Source organism: Lysinibacillus sp. G4S2 (genome assembly GCF_030348505.1).
Classification (GTDB): domain Bacteria; phylum Bacillota; class Bacilli; order Bacillales_A; family Planococcaceae; genus Lysinibacillus.
Genome location: NZ_JAUCFJ010000002.1, coordinates 279,700 through 293,180, shown reverse-complemented (window position 1 = coordinate 293,180; position 13,481 = coordinate 279,700). Strand labels below are relative to the sequence as shown.

Sequence of the window (13,481 nt, the reverse complement as noted above, 5' to 3'; positions counted from 1 at the left end):
TTTAACATCAAAAAAGCGCGAGAAATCAACGTTTCTAAATTGATTTCTCGCGCTTTTTAGGTTTTGGCCAGTTTTGTCCCAGCCACTTTATTTTTTATCCGATCAGCGAAGATTAATAATCAGCGTGGGATGAAGATAACCCCTCCTGATGAAAAGCTTCATTTTATAGGTCCGCTACTTGAGCACCTAATTCTTTATTGTTGTACATTTCTGTGTCCAATTCTTTTGTGACACGTGCTGTTGTCAAACCAGCCGTCATTGAACCACTTACATTAAGAGCAGTACGGCCCATGTCGATTAATGGCTCAACAGAGATTAATACACCCGCAAGTGCAATCGGTAAATCAAGCGCTGATAATACAAGAATCGCTGCGAATGTTGCACCACCCCCAACACCAGCTACACCAAATGAACTAATCGCTACGACTGCAATAACAGTAATGATGAACACTGGATCAAGCGGATTAATACCTACTGTAGGTGCAATCATAACCGCTAGCATCGCAGGATAAACACCAGCACAGCCATTTTGACCAATAGATAAACCAAACGAACCTGAGAAGTTCGCGATACCCTCAGGTACACCAAGACGACCTGTTTGTGTTTTAATATTCATCGGTAAAGTACCTGCACTTGAACGTGAAGTGAAAGCGAACAATAATGTTTCTGCAGATTTTTTTAAATACGTAAATGGATTTAAACCACTTAATGTAATAATTAATAAGTGTACTAATAACACAATAAATAACGCTACATAAGACGCAATGACAAACTTACCTAAATTGTAGATTGCCCCGAAATCAGAAGTTGCCACTGTACGTGCCATAATGGCTAAAATACCATATGGTGTTAAACGTAAGACAATTGTTACAACACCCATTACTAATGCATAGATTGCATCCAAGCCCTTTTTAATAGTAGCAGCAGTGTCTTTATCTTTACGCGCTACACGTAAGTACGCAAAACCTAAGAACGCTGAGAAAATAACAACAGCAATTGTTGATGTAGAACGAGCACCTGTTAAATCTAAGAATGGGTTTGCTGGGAATAACTCGATAATTTGCGTTGGTAAATCTGGCGCAGTTAATCCAGAAGTTTTTTCCTCTAAATATGCTCCACGCTCAGTTTCTGCAGCACCTTGTATAATGTGAGAAGCATCTAAATCGAATACTGTTGCTGAAAGAATACCAACACCAGCTGCAACAGCAGTTGTACCGATTAAAATCGCTAAAATAAGAGCTGCCATTTTCCCAAAGTTTTTACCAACCGTCATTTTTGTAAAGGCTATTAAGATTGAAATAAAAATTAATGGCATGGCAACCATTTGTAGCAATTTAACATAACCAGTACCAATAATATTGTACCAACTTGTTGTTTTTGCTAAAACCTCAGAATCAATACCATAAATTAAATGTAGTCCAAGACCAAGTACAATCCCTAAGCCTAGAGCAGCAAAAACACGAGTTGAAAACTTAACGTGCTTTTTATTCATAAAATATAAAATCCCAACGAACACGAGTAATACGGCTACGTTAAGAATGATTTGTAATGTAGACAATGGAAAGCCCCCTAACCAGTTTTTATAATGTAAATCGAATTATATACCTATAATCCCTATAATTCAAGTATGTTTTATTCGAATTAATATTTTTTTAAAACGAAAGCTGTTTATGTCTTTTATTTATGCCCTAAAAACGGAATATAATAAATTTAACAAGTGTGGGTTATTAGCCATTTTTATGGCTCATCACCATAACGTGTGGTTGATTTCCGTTCCGACTGGGCGCTTTGTTGTTGCTGTCGCTTCGCTTTCGCACAGAGCAGAGCTTCCTGGGGGCGTCCGATGAGCCGCTTCACTCGCGTTGCTCGCTCCATGGTCTCATCTGTGACGCTGATCCCCAAGAAGTCGCCCAGTCTCCACTTCAATCAACTAATATACAGAACGTACATTCCAAAATTGTCATCCACAACTTTTGGTGATGAATCACAAAAAATCCTTTTATCGCTCAATAATAAACCTATTTTTCCCTAATCAACGCCTGTAAATTTAGTTTAGTATTGAACCTTTTTTACTAATTAAGAGAGTGATTTTTTCACGAGGAACGGAGTAAAATTCGTAATTGTCGACTTTAATGAGGATCGTTTCTGTCTTATAAATATTTTAGTCAACAACCCTAGAATTGGTGACAATATGTAAGTGGCAGATGTGGAGATTACTTTTGTGGAATACTTATATAAAAGTTAAAAAACCTACTTCGTTTAATGAACGAGATAGGTTTCTTTTTCATTATCATTAACTAGGTAACAGCTTCCCGAAATTTTTTTACATTGTTTTTTTACACGCGTTACTGCATCTGACAATTGATCAACAGATTCAAATTGTTGATATTGATTAGTGATCATCGCGATGGACAATGACGTACATGCGAAAGGCTCAAGTGTACCAGCCCTATTATGAATCTGTAATTGCGCTAAATCTTCTAGCTCATAAAAGTTCAAAATGGATGCATCAAACTCATCAATAATTCTTTGACAGATCGGGTTAGCCTCATAATGCGGCAGAATAGCAACGAAATCATCTCCACCAATATGCCCTAAAAATTCTTCTGTACCAACTATATTTCTTTTCAAAATGTCTGTTAAATACAGTAAAATTTTATCCCCTTTATTAAAACCATACGTGTCATTGTAGGATTTAAAATGATCTAAATCAAAATATATTAAACTATATTGCGATAGCTGTAATGCTTCCTCAAGTTTTTCATCAATTAATTTATTGCCAGGGAGACTGCTTAACGGATTCAAAAAGCTTGCAATAGCTACTTGTGTGTCTACAAGCTTTAACAGTAGTTCCCGAATACTTACGACACCATAATATAAGCCATTTCTTGTTACAATTACATCATCATATAAGTCCTCTGGTCGTCGCCGCATTGCTTCCGTGCTGACTTCCGTTATAGATGTATGACGATCTATAATTAAAGGATTCTCTTTCATAATAAGTTGATTTTGCCGCCCCATAAATAAATTATAGCCATAGCGTGTACCAATTTTTTCATAGAAATGCGTACGTGTAATATGCCCAATTGGTTTATCATCTCGAACAACAACAACACTACGTAATGACGGATCGTTTGTAAAAAGCAAATCTACTTCTTTATTTTTCACAAATTCATCAATACAAGGAACACTTTCTATGACTTCTCCTATTTTCATGGTCATCCATCCTTATTTTCCCCAAATGTATTTCCTTTGCGGGTTTCCCTATCGCATAACCTTGTGCATAGTGAATACCAATATTATGTAAATAATTCAGTTCTTCCTGTCGTTCAATACCCTCAGCAATAATTTTTGTCTCAGCTTGCTCTGCGTATCTCATGAGCAATGTGACAAGCTGCTGTTGTTCGCTGTTTTTATCTATAAATTGTATTAAAGAACGGTCTAGTTTAATAAATTCTGGTTTTAAATAAATAAGAGTTTTCAAGCTATTGTAGCCTGAACCCACATCATCCACTGCAATTCGATAACCTTGTGAACGATAATGTGATAAGACACGTTCAAACTCCACAAAATCTACCACGGCACTGCGTTCAGTTAGCTCAAATACTACCTGCTGTGGTTTAATACCAAGCTCCATTAATAATTGTAAGGTTTCACCACTATGGTAGTTCTTATCTAGTAAGACATTAGGATGTATATTAACAAATACTATAAAGTCTCTATTGACTAAATCTTCGTGCAGTCGTTCTTTGAAACGTTGTAATGAAAGGTTTCGACAAAAGCATTCAAATAAAAACACGCAGTCCGTTTGCCCAACAAATTCATAAAACTGATCTACACTATTAAACAATTCTGAAGGCTCTGGACGATTCAGTGCCTCAAAGCCCACCGTTTGCCTCGTCTGTAAATCGACGATAGGCTGAAAATATGTATGCAAATTCTTGTCCTGAATAATTTGCTTCAACGATTTTAACCGTTTTATATATAAAGTATTGTTTTGATGCTGCCCATATAAATGCTTGAAATAAGAAAAAAAATTACTTGTTTTTTTGCTTTGTCTCACAACAGACTCCATTCTGGCACCTCTTAATTTGGTTATTATGATCTATTGTACGCTTGTATTGTAAATATACTGTGAATAACATGTAAAAATAGGTGGCTCTAGCACTAGATTTCCTTTTCAATTGTGTATAAAAATAATCTTTTTTGATCACTTGGTAGAGTGGTATACATTCTGGATGTGGAGAAGGTAGTTCAAGCAAAGGTTATTGGAGATTGGTTGGTTTATTAGCGATGTTGGTTGGTTTATCAGCGGTTTGGTGGGCTTTATCAACGATTTTCACCGGTTTATCAGCGATTCGAGGGCTTTTATCAGCGATTTTGACTAGTTTATCAGCGATTCGGGGGGGTTTATCAGCGATTCGGTATATTTTATCAGCGTTCTTGACTGGTTTATCAGCGATTCGGCTGCCTTATCAGCAATTTTCACCGGTTTATCAGCGATTCGAGGGCTTTTATCAGCGATTTTGACTAGTTTATCAGCGATTCGGGGGGTTTTATCAGCGATTTCGGCTGGTTTATCAGCGATTCGGTATATTTTATCAGCGTTCTTGACTGGTTTATCAGCGATTCGGCTGCCTTATCAGCGACTTCGACCGGTTTATCAGCGATTCGGCTGCCTTATCAGCAATTTTCACCGGTTTATCAGCGATTCGAGGGCTTTTATCAGCGCTCTGACCAATTTATCAGCGATTCGCTGTGCTTTATCAGCGGACTGACCAGTTTATCAGCGATTTTGACCGCTTTATCAGCGATACTAATGGTATTTTACTGACAAGTACTTTTATAATAAGATTAGAAACTCAATTATAAGAAAGGTTGCCTGATATCCTCATGAACGTAGAGAATTTTTTACAACTGCCTATAACAAAGGATTTTACTGTCGTTGCTGGTCGCAATGGTTTACATAAACCCGTTCAAAATGTAGAAATTCTAGACTTTGAATTTTCACCCGATATTCATACTGTGAGAGAAACGATTTTCACACCGAATAGTGTTGTTCTAAGCAGTTTATTATTCGCAAAGCAAAAGCCAGAATATTTATGGAATGCCGTGAAAAATCTTATTGAGCTAGGGGCAAGTGCTTTAGCTTATAAGCCTGTCATCTATGAGGATTTGCCAGAGGAAATTCTAGTGTATGCAGATGAGCAAAATTTTCCGATATTGCGATTTGGCGGAGATGAATTTTTTGAAAAGATTATTTTAGAAACGATGGCCTATGCAAAAACACAGGATTATTCATTCTTTTTAGAAACGATTATGCGACGTCTAATGGAAGAGGATGTAACAGATGAACAAATAAAGTCCATTTTACAGCAAATCAATAAGCCCTTTGAAAAATATGTATTTGTTGCTAATATCCAAATGCAAGAGCATACAAATAGCCAATGGATGCAATCTCTATTTCACTTAGAGCCTCTCTTGAAATCTGGTATGATTTGTACCTATAAAAAGAGCCTCTTTATTTTAATGACCCATCCATCGCAGCAATTTCAATTTGAAAAACTTCTCAATGAATGGTTAACCATGTATACCATTTCAACTGATTCATTGACCTTTGGCTATAGTCGTTGTCACTTAACACAAACAGAACTCCCTTTCGCTGTTCGGGAAGCCTTCTATGCACGTATCATGGCTGAAATTGAAACAGCTCCTATCTGTCATTATGAAAACCTTGCTTCTGATTGTTTGTTAATTGAATTGCATCGTAAGGACCCTAAATTTGCTATGGACTATGTCAATCGCTATCTTGGTCCCCTCCTTGAGGAAAAAGTTGATCCAGATTTAATGAAAACAGCCATCACCTATGTTGTAAAACAAGGAAATATTAAGGAAGTAGCTGTTGCTCATTTTTGCCATCCAAACACAATCCGTTATCGTTTATCGAAAATACGTCAACTAGTAGCACCTTTAGAGAATGATTATGTTTTTTATGAACGTATAGCTGCAGCCGTTAAATTGTACTTATTACATAGCAAAATGAATGTTGAATGATAGCTTTGGAATAAGTACAAAAAAACGCCTGAATATTTAGAATTAAAATCAAATTATTTTCTTCCACCACATGTTATCCTAATGAAGTTAGGAGGAGGAATGATGAAACAATACATAGCTGATGGTATGCTATTAGTTACTGCAATCGTTTGGGGTAGCGGATTTGTAATAACGGCTATCGCATTGGAATATTTAACAGCTTATCAAGTGATGGCAGGCAGATTTTTATTAGCTGCAATTATACTCATCGTTTTATTTGGATATAGATTAAAAAGAGCTTCAAAATCAGTTATTTGGAAAGGAATGTTGTTAGGGACCATTCTGTATATTGCCTTTGCCCTTCAGACAGTAGGGTTACAATATACAACGCCATCTAAAAATGCTTTTTTAACCGCTGTAAATGTCATTATTGTGCCATTAATTGCGTTTGCTGTTTACAAGCGTCGTATAGATGGCTATGAGATTATCGGTTCAATTATAGCTATTGTTGGAATCGGTTTTTTATCATTACAGGGCTCACTGACAATGAATATAGGAGATGCACTTTCCTTAGCTTGTGCTGTCGCCTTTGCTTTTGATATTTTTTGTACAAACCTTTTTGTACAAAAGGAAGATGCCATTGCCCTTACGATTATTCAATTTATCACAGCAGCATTTTTAGGTGTCTTGGTCGTTGTCAGCCAAGGCGACATCCCAACCAGCCTTGAAAAAGAAGCAATTTATTCAATCGTTTATTTAGCAATTTTTTCAACTACTCTTGCCTATCTTTTTCAAAATGTTGCGAATCAATATACGTCTGCTACAAAGGCAGCTATTATCCTGTCGACAGAATCATTTTTCGGCATGGTACTATCCGTTATATTCTTACATGAAGTATTAACAAGTCGCATGGTTATAGGGGCAGTACTGATTCTACTTGCTATATTAATTGCAGAAGTAAAACCTGCACATCCTAAAAAACGAATGGTGAAGAGCTCTCGATAACGGATTTCAAAATAGTTTCAGTCATGCTGAAACTATTTTTTATGCATGACTAGTCATGATACTGGTAGTAATCCCTACTACCAAAACTGTAATAATTGAAAACAGTAATGTACTGGAGGATATAAGCAGACTCCCTACCACAATGACGATAGAATCAATTATAAAAATAAGCATCCCAACATTAACCCCTGTTTTATCACATAAAAACTGTGCAATCAAATCTGTGCCACCAGTGCTTGTCTGAAATCTAAGCATCAAGCCAATACCAAAACCCATTAGTATCCCTCCAAGTATGGCACTATAAATAGCTTCGATTTGAACAAGATTCCGAATGGGCTTTAGTAAGTCAATAATAAGAGATGATGCAATTAATCCGTGAATACTATTGTAAAAATATGCTCTGTATTTATACCAGGCAATGATAAATACCGGAATACTAATTATGATGATCATTAAACCTATTTTAAGATTATACAAATAGTGTAAAATAAGCGCTATCCCTACAACTCCCCCATCCAAAATTTGATAGGGCGTTAAGAATAAATTAATTCCCAATGATACCGCGGTACTCCCTATAAGAATGACCAAGCCTTTCGTAAAAAAATACATACAACCCCCCTCCGAGACTGAGCATGTACTTATAATATGAAAATAGGAAAACGAACATGTTATCAAATACGAATTGATCAAAAGTCAATCCTACTTTTTTTATCGAATTCGCTCGATAAATTTCTCTAAAGCTCTATTGGTCATTGGTGAAACCTTATTCCTGTATTTTCCGTATATTTAATGTAAAATTACTAGATAAAAGAAGGGAGAATATACTATGGAATATAACTTATTAGAACGAGTGAAAGACACACGAACGATTTTAAGAAGAACACTATTAGAGACGATTTTTGAGGAATTTGATGGTCAACTTATGGGATTAACTGATGAACAGCGTATAGAAAAGTATCGCACAATGCTAGATAGCCCTTTCCGCTTTTTCCGTGGAAGTGCCTATTTATTTTATTTTGATGTAACGAAATCCCCTTCTATTTTCCATACATCTGATGCAATGCCTACTTGGATACAAGGAGATATGCATATGGACAACTTCGGTGCATTTCAAAACGAAAAAGGCGCCATTGTTTTCGATATTAATGATTTTGATGAAGGCTATGTCGGCTCTTACCTATATGATGTTATTCGCATGAGTGTTAGTATCGCCTTATACCTTGAGGAGCAAGGATTAGATAATGATACTCAGGAAACAGCCATTCACCATTTCCTACAAAGCTATGTCGATCAATTAAAACGATTTCAGCGTAAACAGGATGATCCGCTGACACTAACATTTACAAAAGACAATACAAAAGGACCAATCAAAAAGGTTTTAAAAAAGCTAGAGAAACGTCAAAGCTCTCATCTTATAGAGAATATAACTTACATTAACGATGAAGAACAGCGTGTTTTCTTATGGAATGAAGAAGTACAACCTGTCACTCCAGAAGAATATGCCGCAATCTCTACTGTGCTACCTAACTATAAGATTAAAGATATAGCCATTAAATACGGCTCGGGGACAGCATCCATTGGCTTAAAACGCTATTATATTTTAGTAGAGGGCGAATTAAATGCACAAGGGGTAAACGATTTAGTGCTGGAAATGAAAGAAGTGCGCACGGCAATCCCCGCATATTTCCTTCCATATAATGAGACATTTTGGGAAGCTTATGAGCACCAAGGAGCACGTGTAGTAGGTACTCAAAAGGCAATGCATCATTTAGAGGACCCTCATTTAGCATATGTCACGATGGATGGACAAGAATACTATATTCGAGAGCGTTCTCCTTATAAGAAAAAGGTTAAGCCTAAAAACTACAAAGATGTAGAGGATTATTTTGTAACAACATCGACGATGGGACAAATCGCTGCCAAAAACCATGCACGTGCCGATATCGACTACTCCCAAATTTTCACCTACCATAGTGAAGAAGAAATATTAAAAGTTATCGGCAAGGAACGTAACGTATTTGCTGAAGGCACCGTTTTACATGCCATGAGCTACAAAGAAATTGTCTACTCGGATTTCGAGTTGTTTAAAGAGTTGGTCAAAGAGCGTTTTAATTGATCTGCGGAAAGAACAAAGGACTTCTGCCATAAAGCGGAAGTCCTTTTTATTTTTGCTTTACCTTCATTCGATTGAGCAAAAATCCACCTTTGAATGATTTAGGCTCATATGAAATAATAAACGCATTCGGTTCAAATTGCTCTACAATTTGGAACAACTCCACCTCACGATTTCTCTTTGTTAATATTTCGTATTTATAACGATTGCTATCTCGACCTTCCCCAATATAAATAGTCACTGCAAAGCCTTCATTACGAAGGAAATTCACGAGCTCTTCGTTTTTATTCTGCGTATTAATCGTCGTAAAGACATAGCCGATCGCCAGTTTTCGTTCAATTTTGGCACCTAGGAAAATACCTAGACCAAAACCAACTGCATAGACAACCATGGCTAACATACTTTGTTTTCCACTAAAAACAAGTGAAAGACCAAATACATACACTAACATTTCCAGCATACCGAATATAGCAGCAAGGAAAGTAATATTCTTTACTAAAAATATTGTCCGTAACGTTAAAAAAGGTACATAAACCAATTGAAGTATTAAAATCAAAAATATACTTTGCATTTGTAAGAGACCTTTCAGAAGTAGTTTTATATCTATAAATGTATGTCGATATATTGATTTGCATTCTAGTAAAATGTTTCTATTTTATAGATTCCCTATTCTTCGGTCCAATAATGTTAAATAAAGGGCTCATCACCATAACATGTGGTTGATTTCCTACTAATCGCTTTCCTGGAGTCGCCCAACCGGAACGAAGATCAACCTATATACAAGGCAAATGTCATACAAAACTTTTGGTAACAAACTAAATAAAGTCATATACATCCTTGTTTGAATTAATTATGGAAAACTGTTATATTTATTCCGTTATATTGAAATAAATGATTTTATTAGGGGGATTTAATAATGTCAAAACATTGGGATGTATACTTAGATTATATTGATGAAAAAATAGCTTCAATTGCTTTAGATATGGATGTATGGCAAGAAATCGACACCGAAGAGTACAATCACGCTATAGCCGTCAAACTTAAAATAAAAGACCCGAATAAAAATGGATTTCCAATAGGGTCCGAGGCTAAGAAAATAAATGAAATTGAAGTTTCCTTGAAGGAAGTTGTAGGTCTTAACCACATTATTAACGTTGGTAGAATTACAACAGATGGGACAAGGGACATTATTTTCTATTCAAATCAAGAAAAACAAAAGGATTTAATCGAGGCTGCTGGCCTCCTCATTAAATCAACTGGTTACGAATTTGAAGTTTTCAGTATCGAAGAGGATGAAAATTGGGAATTTTATTTTAACTATTTATACCCTAATCAATATCAACAACAGCATATGGGGAACCGTTCAGTAGTTGATCAATTAGAAAAAACAGGGGATGAATTGGAGGTAGCTCGTAAAGTTGATCATTGGTTATACTTCGAAAATACCAAAATGCTTGGAGATTTTGTAAAGGCAATTAAAAAAGAAGGGTTTTCCGTAGAGGAAGAATCAACCGAAATGAATGAACAAGGAAAATATTCGCTTGCTATTTATAGAACTGATTCTGTTGATTTGAATTCAATAAATGAAGTAACGGACCTTTTAGTAGAGATTTCAGAAAAATACGAAGGAGAATATGATGGTTGGGAAACATTTGTAGTAAACAAATAGTTTCTAAATGGGGTACCATTAGGAGTTTACCCATATCGCCCATAGATTTGAATTTCCTACTGTAAAAAATACATTTTCTAATACGACTATATCTGCATTAATTGTCCTTGTGACTAACTTCCAAGACTTGCGTTTATGATTGATGTTCATATATGCAAGTCCTTTTATTATGCTCTATATACCGCTACTTCTCCTCAAGGTATTCTTCACCAATCCCTTTTGAAGAACACTTTCAAAGTCGCTAGGTTATTCCATTACTTGTTTAAAGTTTGCTAAATCTGAAAGACTATTAATTTTAAATTCTGTCTCAATCTCTAGTTGAATATGCATACTAACACCTCGGAATTAGTATGAAATAGAGGTGCCTTTTTGTACATCTTTATTCAAGCAGGAATGTACATATTTAAATTCTTGTTTCTGTAAAGTGAATATAAAGCTGTTTGAATCTTCTTCAAGCACCCCCATGGTATTTTTTTAGATTGTTTCCAAAATCTCTTTTGCGATTTCATCAAGTTCTTCTGCGAGTTCATTATGTGTAGGTGTTTCAGCCACCCTTGTTAAATACTCTCTAAATTGAACTCTTGACTCCACCGGCAATTCAATAACTAAAAATTTTAAAATAAACCACTTCCAGCTATCATCATTTGAAGATAAAACACCTTGCACATGTGGGACAATATCTTCTGGAAAAGTTAAAAGTAATTCTAATACGCTTGGTGCCACTGGCCAATTCATATCTTGAATCCATTCGAGGAGGTTAGGCAGTAAAGGCAATATTTTATCTCTATCCATTTTTTTAATCATCGCTACTCTATCATTATCAAATTTATGTCTTGGCAAAAGATCTTCAAGGTTTTCCATTATACATCCCTCCCTTAAATTTTTATACACGGCAATCTATTTATTATATCAGTCTTTATTAAGTCCTATATCTTTTGTCCTTCGCCTTCTCTGCTAGAAGAATGATCTGTTTCATCGTAAGTCTATATCCATTACATCAAGATTGATCGCTTCGGAAATTCGCAACGAACTATCGTAGAGTACATGAAACAACACAAAATCACGCTACTGAGGATAATATTTTTGATCAGGTATTTAAAATAACCTTTGCATTTCATCCTTAGTTAATAACGTCCCTTTCTTTTCATTTACTTTTGAGTAGTCATAAGCCTGCTGAGAGAGTAAGTGATTCAGTATCATCATTTGTATCATTCCTCAATAGGTACCCCTTTTTCCGCATAAAAAAATGCCACCTCCTCAAATCTAAATCAATAGATAAAAGTAGGTGACAACGTTCTTTTCATCAAATATGAATGTTATTTAATTTATTCCTTTAAACTTCTCCATGCATCGGGTCTTCCTTATGCTTTGGCCCAATCATGTTGAATAAAATATTAAGAATAATTGCTGTGACAGAACCACAGACGATACCGTTAGATGTTAGAAGAGAAACGCTTTCTGGTAGCGATTCGAAAATGCCCGGAACAACCGATACGCCGACACCTAGGCTGACTGCAATTGCAGCAATCATGGCATTTTCTGCTGATTCATTCATAACAGGTACTAGCATACCCATACCTTGTGTAATAACCATACCGAACATCGCTAGCATTGCCGCACCAAGTACTGGTATTGGAATGATTGTTGTTAATGCTGCGATTTTTGGTAGGAAGCCAAGTGCTACTAGTAATCCACCTGTGATGTAAATGACTTTACGATCTTTGACGCCTGACATACGCGTAAGTCCTACGTTTTGTGAGAATGTTGTATATGGGAAGGCATTGAAAATCCCGCCGATTACAGAAGCAAGACCTTCTGAACGATACCCACGAGCTAATTCTTTTGATTCTAATTTTTTATTACAAATATCACTTAGCGCAAAATAGACTCCTGTTGATTCCACTAAAGAAACCATTCCTACAAGGGTCATTGTAATAATTGCAGTAGCATCAAATGTTGGCATGCCGAAATAGAATGGCTGAACCATGTGCAATGCATCAGCTTCTGAAACTGGGCTAAAGTCAACTTTACCCATGAATGCACCTAAGATTGTCCCAACAACTAAACCGATTAAAATAGAGATTGCGCGGACGAAACCTGTAGAGAAACGATAAACTACTAAAATAATAACGAGTGTAATAAACGCTAAAGCTACATTCGAGCCTGATGCAAAATCTTTTGCATCTGGTCCACCCGCCATATTGTTTAAAGCTACTGGTAATAAAGAGATACCGATAATCGACACGACCGAACCTGTCACAACAGGTGGGAAGAATTTTACTAGCTTTCCGAAGAAGCCTGCAATAATCATAATGATTATACCTGATGCAATAATAGAACCATAAATATCTGTAATACCTTGCTCAGGATTTGTACCGATTGCAATAATTGGACTTACTGCTGTAAATGTACAGCCTAGTACTACTGGCAAACCAATACCGATAAATTTACCCGAATAAACTTGTAAAAGTGTTGCGATCCCACACATCATAATGTCAATCGCTACTAAATACGTCATTTGTGTTGAATCAAAGCCGATTGCCCCACCGATAATCAATGGCACTAAAATGGCTCCTGCATACATCGCAAGTAAATGTTGAATCGCTAGCGCAGTCGATTTAACTTCTTTCAGCAAAAGTTTCCCTCCTCTATAGGTGATGT

The 13,481-nt window shown here is 36.1% G+C and carries 13 protein-coding genes; 5 read left to right on the top strand and 8 right to left on the bottom strand.

What is annotated here, in order from left to right; translation table 11 throughout:
- Positions 1–163: 163 nt before the first annotated feature.
- The 4 genes from QUF91_RS01770 to QUF91_RS01755 form a co-directional block, all read right to left on the bottom strand.
- On the bottom strand, positions 164–1,558 hold the full coding sequence (locus QUF91_RS01770) for an L-cystine transporter (protein WP_285395674.1): 1,395 nt from the start codon (positions 1,556–1,558) through the stop codon (positions 164–166).
- Positions 1,559–1,737: 179 nt separating this feature from the next.
- A complete protein-coding gene (locus QUF91_RS01765; protein ID WP_289416636.1) occupies positions 1,738–1,902 on the bottom strand; it encodes a hypothetical protein in 165 nt (54 codons plus the stop codon).
- A gap of 357 nt (positions 1,903–2,259) precedes the next feature.
- Entirely contained in the window at positions 2,260–3,216 is a 957-nt protein-coding gene (locus QUF91_RS01760) for a GGDEF domain-containing protein (RefSeq protein WP_289416635.1), read from the bottom strand.
- Positions 3,176–4,075: an EAL domain-containing protein gene (locus tag QUF91_RS01755; protein WP_285395671.1), complete on the bottom strand. Its 900-nt coding sequence runs from the start codon at positions 4,073–4,075 to the stop codon at positions 3,176–3,178. Before QUF91_RS01755 ends, QUF91_RS01760 begins: the two co-directional genes overlap by 41 nt.
- Positions 4,076–4,275: 200 nt before the next feature.
- Here QUF91_RS01755 and QUF91_RS01750 point away from each other — a divergent pair, with 200 nt between their 5' ends.
- From QUF91_RS01750 to QUF91_RS01740, 3 genes are all read left to right on the top strand, one after another.
- Positions 4,276–4,530: a hypothetical protein gene (locus QUF91_RS01750; RefSeq protein ID WP_289416634.1), complete on the top strand. Its 255-nt coding sequence runs from the start codon at positions 4,276–4,278 to the stop codon at positions 4,528–4,530.
- A 363-nt stretch (positions 4,531–4,893) separates the two neighbouring features.
- On the top strand, positions 4,894–6,054 hold the full coding sequence (locus QUF91_RS01745) for a PucR family transcriptional regulator (protein ID WP_289416633.1): 1,161 nt from the start codon (positions 4,894–4,896) through the stop codon (positions 6,052–6,054).
- Between the two features lie 102 nt (positions 6,055–6,156).
- Positions 6,157–7,038, top strand: coding sequence for a DMT family transporter (locus QUF91_RS01740; protein ID WP_285395668.1), 882 nt, complete (start codon positions 6,157–6,159; stop codon positions 7,036–7,038).
- Between the two features lie 39 nt (positions 7,039–7,077).
- Here QUF91_RS01740 and QUF91_RS01735 read toward each other — a convergent pair whose 3' ends face one another.
- Entirely contained in the window at positions 7,078–7,647 is a 570-nt protein-coding gene (locus QUF91_RS01735; RefSeq protein ID WP_285395667.1) for a YitT family protein, read from the bottom strand.
- A gap of 217 nt (positions 7,648–7,864) precedes the next feature.
- Here QUF91_RS01735 and QUF91_RS01730 point away from each other — a divergent pair, with 217 nt between their 5' ends.
- A complete protein-coding gene (locus tag QUF91_RS01730; RefSeq protein WP_289416632.1) occupies positions 7,865–9,154 on the top strand; it encodes a DUF2252 domain-containing protein in 1,290 nt (429 codons plus the stop codon).
- Between the two features lie 46 nt (positions 9,155–9,200).
- On the opposite strand, the gene QUF91_RS01725 is transcribed toward QUF91_RS01730, so the two are convergent.
- Positions 9,201–9,722, bottom strand: a complete 522-nt coding sequence (locus tag QUF91_RS01725) for a DUF2179 domain-containing protein (RefSeq protein ID WP_289416631.1) — start codon at positions 9,720–9,722, stop codon at positions 9,201–9,203.
- Between the two features lie 345 nt (positions 9,723–10,067).
- On the opposite strand from QUF91_RS01725, the gene QUF91_RS01720 reads away from it, so the two are divergent.
- On the top strand, positions 10,068–10,820 hold the full coding sequence (locus tag QUF91_RS01720) for a DUF695 domain-containing protein (RefSeq protein WP_289416630.1): 753 nt from the start codon (positions 10,068–10,070) through the stop codon (positions 10,818–10,820).
- Between the two features lie 474 nt (positions 10,821–11,294).
- Here the strand turns inward: QUF91_RS01720 and QUF91_RS01715 are convergent, their stop codons facing one another.
- Together QUF91_RS01715 and QUF91_RS01710 are read right to left on the bottom strand one after the other, a co-directional pair.
- Positions 11,295–11,681, bottom strand: coding sequence for a DUF5071 domain-containing protein (locus QUF91_RS01715; RefSeq protein ID WP_289416629.1), 387 nt, complete (start codon positions 11,679–11,681; stop codon positions 11,295–11,297).
- Positions 11,682–12,153: 472 nt separating this feature from the next.
- Positions 12,154–13,452, bottom strand: a complete 1,299-nt coding sequence (locus tag QUF91_RS01710) for a nucleobase:cation symporter-2 family protein (protein ID WP_289420014.1) — start codon at positions 13,450–13,452, stop codon at positions 12,154–12,156.
- Positions 13,453–13,481: the final 29 nt, after the last annotated feature.